Source organism: Paenibacillus amylolyticus (assembly GCF_050990605.1).
Lineage (GTDB): Bacteria > Bacillota > Bacilli > Paenibacillales > Paenibacillaceae > Paenibacillus > Paenibacillus amylolyticus_H.
This window is the reverse complement of record NZ_CP158832.1, coordinates 3,570,290-3,583,307: the sequence shown is the minus strand read 5'-3', so window position 1 is coordinate 3,583,307 and position 13,018 is coordinate 3,570,290. Positions and strand designations below refer to the sequence as shown.

General features: G+C 50.1%; 10 protein-coding genes. All 10 read left to right on the top strand.

Annotation, left to right across the window (positions count from 1 at the left end):
- Window positions 1-74 precede the first annotated feature (74 nt).
- The 10 genes from ABTV53_RS15935 (at window position 75) to ABTV53_RS15890 (ending at window position 12,760) form a co-directional block, all read left to right on the top strand.
- Window positions 75-1,697: a PucR family transcriptional regulator gene (locus tag ABTV53_RS15935; protein ID WP_433744050.1), complete on the top strand. Its 1,623-nt coding sequence runs from the start codon at window positions 75-77 to the stop codon at window positions 1,695-1,697.
- 238 nt (window positions 1,698-1,935) lie between these two features.
- Window positions 1,936-3,441, top strand: a complete 1,506-nt coding sequence (pucL, locus tag ABTV53_RS15930; RefSeq protein ID WP_433744047.1) for a factor-independent urate hydroxylase — start codon at window positions 1,936-1,938, stop codon at window positions 3,439-3,441.
- The gene (gene uraH, locus ABTV53_RS15925; RefSeq protein ID WP_433744044.1) at window positions 3,441-3,818 is read left to right on the top strand and encodes a hydroxyisourate hydrolase; all 378 of its coding nucleotides are present in this window, start codon (window positions 3,441-3,443) and stop codon (window positions 3,816-3,818) included. The genes pucL and uraH overlap by 1 nt, the downstream gene beginning before the upstream one ends.
- Window positions 3,819-3,861: 43 nt before the next feature.
- On the top strand, window positions 3,862-5,265 hold the full coding sequence (allB, locus tag ABTV53_RS15920; protein ID WP_433744041.1) for an allantoinase AllB: 1,404 nt from the start codon (window positions 3,862-3,864) through the stop codon (window positions 5,263-5,265).
- The gene (locus ABTV53_RS15915; RefSeq protein ID WP_433744039.1) at window positions 5,262-6,569 is read left to right on the top strand and encodes a M20 family metallo-hydrolase; all 1,308 of its coding nucleotides are present in this window, start codon (window positions 5,262-5,264) and stop codon (window positions 6,567-6,569) included. The genes allB and ABTV53_RS15915 overlap by 4 nt, the downstream gene beginning before the upstream one ends.
- 6 nt (window positions 6,570-6,575) lie before the next feature.
- The gene (locus tag ABTV53_RS15910) at window positions 6,576-7,817 is read left to right on the top strand and encodes a pyridoxal-phosphate-dependent aminotransferase family protein (RefSeq protein ID WP_433744036.1); all 1,242 of its coding nucleotides are present in this window, start codon (window positions 6,576-6,578) and stop codon (window positions 7,815-7,817) included.
- A complete protein-coding gene (gene ggt, locus ABTV53_RS15905; protein WP_433744033.1) occupies window positions 7,811-9,406 on the top strand; it encodes a gamma-glutamyltransferase in 1,596 nt (531 codons plus the stop codon). Before ABTV53_RS15910 ends, ggt begins: the two co-directional genes overlap by 7 nt.
- A gap of 95 nt (window positions 9,407-9,501) precedes the next feature.
- Window positions 9,502-10,824 (top strand): 5'-deoxyadenosine deaminase, encoded by a 1,323-nt coding sequence (locus ABTV53_RS15900; RefSeq protein WP_433744030.1) that lies wholly within the window; start codon window positions 9,502-9,504, stop codon window positions 10,822-10,824.
- Window positions 10,825-10,866: 42 nt separating this feature from the next.
- On the top strand, window positions 10,867-12,147 hold the full coding sequence (locus ABTV53_RS15895) for an XdhC family protein (RefSeq protein WP_433744027.1): 1,281 nt from the start codon (window positions 10,867-10,869) through the stop codon (window positions 12,145-12,147).
- On the top strand, window positions 12,113-12,760 hold the full coding sequence (locus ABTV53_RS15890; protein WP_433744024.1) for a nucleotidyltransferase family protein: 648 nt from the start codon (window positions 12,113-12,115) through the stop codon (window positions 12,758-12,760). The genes ABTV53_RS15895 and ABTV53_RS15890 overlap by 35 nt, the downstream gene beginning before the upstream one ends.
- Window positions 12,761-13,018: the final 258 nt, after the last annotated feature.

Here is a 13,018-nt window from a genome sequence, read left to right as displayed (position 1 = left end):
AAAAATAATGCGAAATTTAGTTTCAGTAATCAGAATAACATAATATCGTGTTATATATATGGGAGGTAGTGTCCATGCAACTTACGGTTAAAGAGGCTTTACAGGTATACCCGTTGTCAGAGGCCAAACTGGTTGCGGGTGGAGAAGGGACTTCGCGGATGATGAAATCCGTTAATGTCATGGACGCTCCTGATATTGCGGATTGGATCAAATCCGGAGAAATGTTGTTTACCACCGCTTTTATTATGAAAGATAGTGAGACGGATGCACTGCGTTTGATGCGGCGCTTGAACGAACGTGGCTGTGCAGGACTCGGCATCAAGCTGGGACGCTTCTGGCAGTCCATTCCCCAAGGCATTGTCGAGGAAGCTAATCGACTTCGTTTGCCATTGCTTGAGCTTCCTTTTCAATTCACCTTCTCAGACCAGATGAACGCCTTGTTCAAGGCTGAACATGAACGCAGTAACCGATTGTTGCATGAGGTTGTGCAGAAGCAAAAGAAATTAATGCAGTTTGCACTGCAACAGCAGCCACACCGGAATGTGTTTGCCGAACTTGCTACAGTACTGAACTATCCGCTTGCCGTCATTGGTTCACGTGGGCATGTGCTTTACGGTAGTGAAGGCATTGCAGGGGATGCTCTAACCCAGGGCTGGCCATGGAAATTCGTTATGCACCGAGTGAAATGGAATCAGGGAAGTTGTCATCGCGTACCGATCAAGCAAAATGATGAAGAATACGGATCGTTGCTTGTATTTACCGATTCGGCCTTATCCCTTCGGGCAGAAGAAGAGCTGTTTCAACAGGCTGCCGATGTACTGGCATTTTATATGGATATGACCTATCGTGAGCATATTAATCCGACCGTACAAGACGAAATGCGTACATTGCTTTCACAGTATCTGGATAACAAAATGACTGTTCAGGAATTGACTACCTTGAGTGAAAACAAAGGTGTGCATCTGTTCCAGGGAACGTATCAGTGCGTATTGATTACGCTTGAGCCGACTCTCTTTGCCGAGGGAAAGCTGCTTAAACAGATTCATCGTGAATTACAATACAATCCGCTGATGCAATTCACGGCCTCGCAGCATTTTCAGATCGAAGATGGCATTCTGTCCATCTATACCTGTCCAACAGGGCGAGATTATGGAGAGGAGCTGTCAGGTTTTCTGTTGAACCGGTTCGGAGATGTTCTGGCAGCGCAAGAAGCGAAAGGGGCACCGGCACCGCGCTTCTGGATCAGCAAGATGAAGCATGAACCCAAATCGCTCCGTGAAGCGTACCAGGAGTGTCTGGATACACGACAACTGGCTCGTCGGTTCGGCATGAAAGACCGTGCGCTGCAATTTGAAATGCTCGAATTTGCCTACGTGTTCCAACACGTACCGGATAACATCATGGAGAATTACTGTAATAAAGTACTTGAACCGTTACTTGCCAGGGACGGTGATCCCAACCAGGTATTGATGAATACATTGGAGTCCTTTATCGAGAATGATGGACTGATCAATGAAGCTGCCAAACAGCTGTTTGTGCATCGCAACACGGTCACTTATCGGATGGAGAAAGTCGGCAGCTTGCTGCAAATGGACTTTAAGAAAACGAATGATCTGCTCAAATTAAAGCTGGTCTTCACCTTCCGCAAGTTTGTGCGGGACAAAACAGCTGCAAGACCGCATAATGTCCAACTCTAACCGCGCATTGTGCAAGATGACAATGCTACTGGGTCTCAGACCCATGAACCGTATTCCCTTGGTGGAGTGCGGTTTCTTTATGTTTAAGGATAAGGAAAGCTAATCTTCCCGTGCACAGCAAACAAATCGCAACTCTGATGTTATGTTATATTACAAAATTGCGTAAATATTGTTGTCGCGACATTGAACGACACGTAGAATGAAGAACAATAATCCATAACAGACCGGAGGTTCTAACATGAGTGACTTAATTAAACTTGTTAACAACTGGTCTATCACGCAGTTTGTGCATACGTTTGGCGGCTTATTTGAGGAGTCACCATGGGTGGCTGAACGTTCCGGGCTTTTACGACCTTTTGATTCATTTGAACAGATGATGAACGTGATGAAGAACGTGGTTCAGGCATCGGATGACCAGGTGAAGTTGCAACTGCTTCGAAATCACCCGGATCTTGGGGCACGAATCAGCATGAGCAGCAATTCCGTTCAGGAGCAGGCTGGTGCAGGACTCGATTCACTCTCACAAGAGCAATACAACGAACTTCAACAATTAAACCAAGCATATACAAGCCAATTCGGCTTTCCATTCATATTGGCTGTAAAAGGGCATACCGCAAGCTCCATTCTCGAATCCATGAGGCAACGTCATCGTCGAGGCAAGGAAGAAGAATTCGAGACTGCATTGAGGGAAGTATTCAAGATTGCGGGCATTCGCTTGGAGCAATGGCTTGTACAGATCGGTCATGAACATGAGTTCGTGAGCAAGCCAGCCGCAGTGCAGCAGCGGACCATGTATTATGGCAAAGGGGATGTGTGGATGTACCGTTCCTACGCCAAACCGTTGACGGGCATACAGTCCATTCCGGAATCGCCGTTCATTGGACGCAGCAATATTTTGTTTGGATTAAACATTAAGGTCGCTGTGCAGGGCGATGAATTCTTGCCTTCTTTTACAGAAGGGGATAATTCGCTGGTGATCGCCACCGATTCGATGAAAAATTTTATTCTCAAACATGCAGCGGATTACACAGGGGCAACGGTGGAAGGATTTCTTGCGCTGGTAAGTCGGCGTTTCCTGGAGACGTATCCGCAGATGAGCAAGGTTCAGATGACAGCGGACCAGATTCCTTTTGAAGATATACCGATTGGATTGGAAGGCAATTACCGACCGAGTGCACTCGTATTCCGTTATTCACAGAATGATCGCGCGACGGCTGCCATAGAGGCAGAACGAACGGGAGACTCGATTGAACTAAGCAACCATTTCAGTGGTGTAGCCGATCTGAGACTGATCAAGGTCAAGGGCAGTGAGTTTGCAGGATTTATGCAGGATGAATATACGACTCTTCCAGAGACATGGGATCGGCCTTTATTTATTTTCCTGAATATCAATTGGCGTTATGAAGATCCGAGAGATGGCATGGATGATCAGCGTGGACACTATGTAGCGGCGGAACAGGTCAGAGATTTGGCTGCTGCGGTATTTCACGAGTGTCGATCCGCTTCCATTCAACATCTGATCTATCAGATTGGAAGAAGATTGTTAATTCGATTCAAGCAATTGAGTGAGGTTTCATTTGAATCCAACAATCGGACTTGGGAGACGGTGCTGGAGGAAGTAAAAGAGGGGGAAGGCAAAGTATTTACTGAGCCGAGACCGCCATACGGATTCCAGGGTTTCTCGATGACAAGGGATGATCTGGAAACAGACGACCGTGACACCGGGAAAGCAGGTGATGTCTAATGTCGATGTCTGATGGACGAATTACAACACATGTGCTGGATACTTCCAAAGGTGTGCCTGCTGCGGGTGTTCGGATCGAACTGTTTACCCTGAAGAGGGATGGAGAACAGGAGAGCAAGATCAAAGTGGCTGAGTCGGTGACCAATGCGGATGGACGTTTGGATGCACCGCTGCTGGCTGGAGGCAAGCTGGAGTCAGCGATATATGAGCTTCAATTCCATGTCGAGAGTTATTACGCACAACGTTCGCTCGAGGAGCTGGGGCAGGCATTATGGACGATTGTTCCGATTCGTTTTGCCGTATCTGATGCCTCAAGCCATTACCATATTCCGTTATTGATTGCTCCAGGAGGTTACAGTACATACCGGGGAAGCTAAGCATTCACGCATCCGGTTCGGATACAGGGGGAGGGTCATCCACATGACAACGTTTGATACCATCATCCGGGGGGCCCGGGTGGTGCTGAAAGATCGGGTAGAGCAACTGGATATTGGCATTACGGGTGAGAAAATTACGGAACTGTCCACTCGGCTGACCGCTGCTGAAGCAACTTGCATTATAGAAGCTGAGGGGCTTACAGTGATGCCGGGTGTCGTGGACATTCATGTACACTTCAATGAACCCGGACTCGCGAGCTGGGAGGGATTCCGATCGGGTTCAGCAGCACTTGCCACAGGGGGAATCACGACCTATGTCGATATGCCGCTTAACGGCGTACCGCCAACCACAAGGCCGGAAGCATGGGATATGAAAATGAAAGCAGCGGCAAACCAATCGTATGTCGATTATGCATTCTGGGGAGGTTTGGTACCCGGTAACCGTGAGGAACTTGCTCCACTCTCACAGCTGGGTGCTGCCGGATTCAAGGCATTTATGTCCGAGCCGGGTGGAGAAGGGGAAGACATCTTTGCCAGAGCCGATGACCATACGCTGCTGGATGGGATGAATGAAATTGCAACTTTAAACCGTGTGCTGGCACTTCATGCAGAGGACGAAGGTATCGTTGCCGAACTCGGTGCAAGAAGCATCGCTGAGGGAAAGACGGAACCGATGGATTATATCCGGTCTCGTCCTGTGGAAGCTGAAGTCGTCGCGGTTGCCCGTGCGCTGAAATATGGTGAACAGACCGGGTGTGCGCTGCATTTTGTGCATATTAGCACACGGGAAGCGCTGGATCTGATTGCAGAGGCCAAACGGCGGGGGCAGGATGTCACTTCGGAGACATGCCCTCATTATCTGACGCTGACTGATCAGGATGTCGTCCGTTTGGGTGCTGTAGCGAAATGTGCTCCACCGCTTCGCAGCTCTTCCGAGCAGGAGCAGTTATGGGATGCACTGACTTTGGGATTGATTGATGTTATTGCCTCGGATCATTCTCCATGTCCGCCATCCATGAAACAATCGGATAACTTCTTCGAAATATGGGGCGGCATATCCGGTGCACAAAGCACACTGCTGATCATGCTGGAGGACGGACATCTTCAGCGTCAACTCGACCTCCCGTTGCTCGGAAGAGTGCTCTCTCTGCAACCTGCCGGAAGGCTTGGTCTGGAGAGCAAAGGAGAGATTGCAATTGGTAAGGATGCCGATCTCGTCCTGATTGACTGGGAGAAGAGCACAATCCTGAACACGGAAGATCTGCTCTATACGCATCAACAGAGCCCTTACGTGGGACGTACATTTAACTGTCAGATTGCAGACGTATTTTGCCGTGGGCAACGGGTATATAACTCGGAATCTGGGTTATCTCCTGAACCTATCGGGCAGCACATTGCAGCCCGCTCTTCTAGTCCCATCGAGGCGGGAACGGGGGAGACGCCATGACGGAGTCTGGAGTTTACCGTTCATCCGGTACGAATAATGCACCTCTTCCTTTGCCAAATGTGGAACAGGTCGAGCTGCAAGCCATGCTTGACTGGCTGTCGACATATGGTGCAGACGAACAGGGCGGCGTCACACGACTGTTGTATGACTCGGCTTGGTGTGAAGCACAAGGTGCCCTTGCTGCCAAAATGCAGGAAAAAGGGCTGTCTCCTGAGTTTGACCAGTCCGGGAATCTATATGGCACACTCAAGGGCGAGGGTAAGGGATCAGTGACTGGTGTTGAAGAATTACCGATCGTGACCGGATCACATATGGATACCGTGGTGTATGGGGGCAAGTATGATGGTGCTTATGGTGTAGTTGCCGGTGTCCTTGCTTTGGAGTATTTGAAGAAGCATTTTGGAGCACCGAAGCGAACACTTCAAGTTGTATCTTTATGTGAGGAAGAGGGAAGTCGATTCCCTTTTGCGTATTGGGGTTCACGCAGTATAACAGGAATAACGTCTCTGGAAGATGTGGAGCATTTAAAGGATCAAGACGGCGTTACCTTTGCACAAGCGATCCGCAATGCGGGTTTTGGACCCGATAGTGCATATAGACCAGCTGCGAAAAATTATGGTGCCTTTATTGAGCTTCATATTGAGCAAGGTCAGGTTCTGGAACGTCTCGGACATTCGATCGGAGTTGTATCCGACATTGTAGGGCAGAAGCGGTTCAGTATTACCGTAATCGGAGAAGCAAATCACGCGGGAACGACACCGATGTCCTGGCGCAAGGATGCATTAGCCGGAGCAGCTGAGATGATTGCTGCAGTAAGGAATATCGCATTGCAAGCAGGAGAACCGCTGGTAGCCACGGTTGGGCGAATCACAGCCGATCCGGGTGTTGGGAATGTGGTTGCAGCGCGAGCGGTGTTTTCACTGGATATCCGTCATATTCGGCAGGAAAGTATTGATCGTTGCTGGCAGGATATGCTCCAGGCTTTTAGTAAGATTGCAGCCGAGCAGCAGCTTGGACTGGACTGGGAAGAACATCTCTCGGTGACGCCCATTCCTATGAATGAAGAGATGATCTCAGACATCCAGGATACCTGTGAACAGGAGCAGTTGTCCTATTGGCTAATGCCTAGCGGGGCGGGACATGATTCGCAGATTTTTCAGCCGGCTTGTCCGACAGCCATGATTTTTGTGCCGAGTCAGGACGGTATCAGTCATAATCCGCTTGAATATACAGCTGAATCAGACCTGATGCACGGTTTTCGGGTTCTGGTCCGGCTACTCTATAAATACGGTTACGGGAGTTGAATGAAGATGTCCAACTATAAAGAGTTATCTCCGTCCTTGCGGACCATTATGACCCCGGGACCGGTTGAAGCTGATCCACGTGTACTCAGAGCACTATCCTTCCCGATTCTGGGGCAGTTTGACCCGGAGTTCACATCCTTGATGAACGAGACGATGGCGATGCTGCGTGAGTTATACATGACAGATAACGAGTGGTGTTATCCTGTCGATGGTACATCCCGTTCAGGCATTGAAGCTGTGTTGGTCAGTCTGATCCAGCCCGGTGACAAAGTGCTCGTTCCGATCTACGGACGATTCGGACATCTGCTGGTTGAAATCTCGGAACGCTGTGGTGCGGAGGTTGTCTTTTTTGAGACGGAATGGGGAACGGTATTCGATCCGGAAGAGGTGATTAAGGCGATTCATACCCATAAACCAAGCCTGGTTGCCATGGTTCACGGTGAGACTTCCACAGGACAGATGCAGCCCCTTGCCGACATTGGCAAAGCCTGTCGTGACCTTGATATTTTACTCGTCGTGGATGCTGTAGCAACCATTGGCGGGACTCCGGTGGAGACGGACGCCTGGCATCTGGATGCGGTGATGGGTGGTACACAAAAATGCCTGTCCGTTCCTTCAGGAATGGCTCCTCTCACGTACAACAGTCGTGTGGAGCAGAAACTGATGAGCCGCAAAACCGTTGAACGCGGACTGCGAGACGCAACCAGTGCGCGGGCAGAAGGCCGCACCATTGCCAGCAATTATTTTGACCTGAGCCAATTGCAGGATTACTGGAGCTCAGCCCGACTGAACCACCATACAGAAGCCACCTCCATGCTCTACGGTCTTCACGAAGGTTTGCGCATTTTGCTGCAAGAAGGATTGGAGGCCAGATTCCAGAGACATCTGGTGAATGAACGTGCGTTGGTCGCCGGAATTCAGGGGATGGGACTGCAACTGTACGGGGATATGTCCAGTAAACTTCCGGTGGTCACTTGTATCAAGATTCCGGAGGGGATGGATGGTGAGTCGGTGCGCAGCATGTTACTGAACGACTTCAGCATTGAGATTGCCAGTTCGTTCGGACCGCTGAAAGGACAAATCTGGCGGATCGGTACCATGGGATTCAGCTGCCAACGCAAAAATGTACTTCATGTGCTGGGAGCGCTGGAAGCGGTTCTTCTTCGTCATTGCTACGTATTACCAGCCGGTGAAGCAGTGCAGGCGGCATTGGATGTGTATGCAGGGAAGGAGGGCGCTTTATGTTAAATCAGATGCCAATCTCCAGAGAGGTCATGGTTACTACTCCTCATTATCTGGCGAGTGCAGTGGGAAGCTCCATCCTCCAGCAGGGGGGGAATGCTTATGACGCTGCTGTTGCGGTCAGTGCAGCACTGGGCGTGGTATATCCGCATATGACCGGAATTGGGGGGGATGCCTTCTTCCTGATTCATGACGGAGCCAGCGGTGAGATTACTGCTTATAACGGAAGTGGCCGTTCAGCCGCAGGCATTCATGCGGATACATTCAAAGCGATGGGTATGAGTGCGATTCCTCAGCGCGGTGTGCTTAGTGCCATCACGGTTCCGGGCATGGTGGATGCATGGTGGGAAGTCTGGTCCCGGTACGGAAAGTTAACGTGGGGGCAACTGCTTGAACCTGCCGCGCAGTATGCGGAAAAAGGATGCCCTGTATCCCGGAATCTCCGCCTGTGGATGGAAAGGGATGAAGATTACATTATGGGGCATACACCGCTGCGAGCGGTATTTGCCCCGTTGGGTACACTTTTGCAGGAAGGCGAGCTGCTGATCCAGCCTGATCTTGCTGCCTCCATTCGTCTGATTCAGACGGAAGGGCGAGATGCTTTTTATACAGGAGAACTCGCAGATCGGCTGACTTCGGCTATTCGTGAGGATGGAGGTATGCTTGCACCAGCAGACTTTGCAGGTCATCGAGGGGAGTGGGTGAAGCCGGTCAGTACGGGGTACCGTGGGTATGAAGTTCATCAGATGCCGCCCAACTCGCAGGGTTTCTCCATGTTAATGATGTTAAATATGCTGGAGCACATTGATCTGTCTTCGGTTGCACGTACCTCACCGGAATTCTATCATCTGATGGCGGAAGTGGTGAAAAAGGCGTTTCGTGATCGTGACCAGTATCTGACGGACCCTGATTTCAGGGACATACCGCTGGAACATCTGTTATCCAAGGATTATGGAGACCAATTGTGGAATGAGATTCAATCTGCTCCACCTGTGGCACAGCCGTTTTTGTCCAAAACGATAGGTCAGGACACGGCGTATGCAGCGGTTGTAGATAGCGAAGGCAACGCCGTGTCCTTCATTCAGAGCCTGTATTTTGACTTTGGTGCAGCGTATGTCCCAGGGGATACGGGGGTGATCATGCAGAACCGGGGGTCTTTCTTCTCCTTAGATCCGAGAGATGCCAACGTACTGGAACCGAACAAACGCTCATTCCACACCCTCATGCCGGGCCTTGTTACACGAGATGGCAAACCCTATATGCTCGTGGGTACACAGGGGGGAGAAGGCCAGCCGCAAACCCAATTATCGGTGCTTACCGGAGTGCTTGATTACGGGCTGAATATTCAGGAAGCGATCAGCCTGCCACGTTGGGTGTATGGACGTACCTGGGGCGAAGAAGGCGATACGATGCGTGTGGAGAACCGATATCACGATGACGTATGTGCAACCCTTGCCCAGTGGGGACATAACGTTGAAGCGAGAGCACCGTGGGACGGTATTATGGGACAGTCGCAAGGCATTGTTATTCGTGAGGACGGCATGATTAGCGGCGCGGCAGACCCCAGGGGCGACGGGATGGCTATTGGGTGGTAACAGACAGCGATCGGAAGGTTAATTTGTCATCGGAGTGCAAGTGTAAGTATGTATGAGTTGAACGATATAGATAGACACAGATAGGGGAGATTGGCATGGGAACGATCCTGCTGAAAGGCGCACAGCTTGTGACGATGAATGCAGAAGAGGAAGTGTTCATTGGAGATCTGTTAATTGAGGATAACAAAATTAAGGAGATTGCATCTCACATTGACGTTCAGGCTGACCAGGTCATTGATGCTCGCGGCAAAGTGCTGCTGCCGGGCTTCATCCAGACACATATTCATCTGTGTCAGACCTTGTTCCGTGGACGTGCGGACGATCTGGAACTGATGGATTGGCTCCGTCAACGGATCTGGCCGCTGGAAGCAGCGCATGATGAGGAGTCCGTGTATTATTCAGCAATGCTTGGACTCGGCGAATTAATCTCTAGCGGAACCACGACCATTCTGGATATGGAGACGGTACATCACACGGACTCGGCGTTTCAGGCGATGGCACAGAGCGGTATCCGGGTCATTTCCGGCAAGGTGATGATGGATCATGGAGACGAGGTTCCGGAACCTCTGCGTGAGGATACAGCGACTTCGCTGCAACAGAGTGTGGATCTGCTGGAGAAATGGAACGGGTTTGGCGGAGGTCGCATTCAATATGCTTTCTGTCCACGCTTCGTTGTATCGTGTACCGAAGAATTGCTGGTAGAGGTCCGCGACCTGTCCAATAAATATCATGTCAAGGTCCATACCCATGCCTCCGAGAATCGCGGAGAGATTGAACTGGTAGAACACGAACGTGGAATGCGCAACATCGTATACCTCGATCATATTGGCCTGGCGACCCCAAGATTGGTGCTGGCCCACTGTGTATGGCTGAGTGAGGAGGAGAAAGAGATCATCCGCAAGCGCGGAGTCAAAGTCACTCACTGTCCTGGATCAAATATGAAGCTTTCCTCCGGAGTAGCGGATATTCCTGATCTGCTGAATCGTCAGATCGCGGTTGGGATCGGTGCTGATGGTGCCGCATGCAACAACAATCTGGATATGTTTCAGGAGATGCGTCTCACAGCCCTTATGCAGAAGATTCCTCATGGCCCAACGGTGATGGATGCACGGACCGTATTACGCATGGCTACCATGGGCGGTGCAGAGGTGCTTGGCTTGTCGAAGGAAATTGGCAGTCTCGAAGTGGGCAAAAAGGCAGATATGCTGCTGCTGGATCTGGATGATTTCCACACCTACCCTTCCTATGAGACAGATGTCTATTCCCGCGTGGTCTATTCTGCAACACGTAGCTGTGTGGACACCGTTATTATCGATGGCAGCATTGTACTCAAGAATCGCAAGATTCAGACGATTGATCGTGGCATTGTGCTGCGTGAGTCAGATAAAAGCATTGCGAGATTGATGAAGCGCATCTGATTGAAGCAACCTTATGCAATGCCGGAAAGGATGGAGACGACTATGGAAATGCATGATCTGTGTGCAATTGCAGCCCGTGAACCGCGCTGCGTGCTCGCAACAGCAATCAAGGTAGAGGGTCATGCTTACCGTAAGCAGGGAGTCTCTATGCTGTTGACCGAGGATGGCAAAATGGTTGGCAGCATCAGTCCGGGATGCCTGGAGAGTGATCTTCAGGCCCGGGTGAGCCGTGTGCTGGATACGAAGCAGATGGAATTTGCGGAGTACGACATGCGTCCCGAGGATGATCTGTCCTGGGGGGAGACGATTGGCTGCGGCGGACTTGTTGTTGTGCTGCTTGAACCTGTGTGTGGTGAACTCCGATATACGTTGCAGAAGATGCATGATTGTTTTCAATCCGGCGCTGCAACAGCGTTAATCCGAACGTTCCAAGATGATCATACGAGGGTTGAATATGACTGGAAACGGATTGAGCCTACGGAAAAGCGTCACCAGCCAGTCTTGCGCCCTGCACTCGTCCCTCCTGATAGTCTGGCAAATTATAATCCAGCTCCATTGCAGGTTGATGTACAGAATAGCAATAGTAGTATCAAGCATGAACATACGGTATCAACACAACATTCTTCCGATATCCCTCGCCTTACACTTGTGCCTGAAGTGGTACCTGCTACGTCAAACGAATCTCGCTCATCCCATCTGTCCGGTGATTCTCAACATATCTCTGATGCTGATGCTGAAATAGTGGCAAACAACACGGTTTCAACGAATCCCTGGGATCTTCCACAGCAACTCACTTCACTGTACGCGCCTAAACCACGCCTAATTATCGCTGGAGCCGGGAATGATGTTATTCCTGTTGCCAGACTCGCTCAATCCGCAGGATTCCGTGTTGTGGTAGCCGATTGGCGAGAGTCCTTATGCACCTTGGAACGGTTTCCTGAAACCGAACTTGTACTGGGTTTTCCATGTGAGATCATGCCTCTGTTAAACGTAAACAAAGGGGATTATTTGATTATGATGAGTCACAATTTCCCCCGCGAACGTGAACTGTTGGAGATGTTAGTGGACTGTGAGTACGCGTATCTTGGCATCATGGGTTCCAAAACACGAACAGCCCGTCTGCTGGATGGTTTACCACCATTGAACAATGTACATTCTCCCGTTGGTTTGAGCATTGGAGCAGATGGTCCCGAACAGATCGCCATCAGCATTGCAGCGGAATTGATCGCATGTAAACATAAGGTTTCTGCCTTGAGTTCCGAGGTGGTGGAGAAGGGAAGCGTTGCACATGCGAATGACGGGCATCGTTCTGGCAGCAGGTAGGAGTTGTCGCCTTGGTCGGGATAAACTTTCGGTTGTCATGCCAGACGGGAGGTCACTGGCTGCATGGTCACTGGAAGCTGCGCTGAATTCGGATCTGGATCAAGTGGTCTGTGTGGTCAAACCGGAAGATTCGTTGGCATGGCTGCCTGTAAAATGGATTGATTCTGCTGTGTATGCGTATCATCCCACAGATCGACTTCGAATTGTAGTCTGTGCTGACTATGCTTGCGGCATGGCCAGCTCTCTTCATGCTGGTGTATTGTCGGCCATGGAATACCAACCGGAGGGCGTTCTCATGTTACTGGGTGATCAGCCTCTATTAACAGCGCAGGATATGAATCGGGTGATTACGGCACTGGCTACCCACAAGCTGTGTGACTATGTCGCAGCTACGGACGGTGAGGGAGGCAAGCCACCCGTTGCTTTTCGCTCCTATATGTTCGGACCTCTGTTGTCTCTGCATGGAGATGAGGGGGCACGCAAAATTATGCGCAGCGCTAACTATTCAGGTGTACTTGTACCAATGTCTGAGACTAGTTTCTGGGATGCGGATACAGAACCGGAATTGGAACGTATTCTGAGTCATGTATATGAATCGCAGCAGACAGACTAAATAACAGGAGAAGATTATTAAACTATGTATAATTATAATTTAATTACATGATCAGGTCAGCCAGGCAGTCTGGTTGGCCTGTTTGTCTTCTTTTTACGTGTGGTGAAAGAAACTTCATGTTAGCTTTCGATAGATGATAATGCATCAAGCACAAATAGAACGCAGGTTTTATACATTTATCCAAAACGATGTGAAGGTAATTGACGTTGCTGCTTAACTCTCATATGATTTGAAGAATTATCTGGATCAGACGGTTGA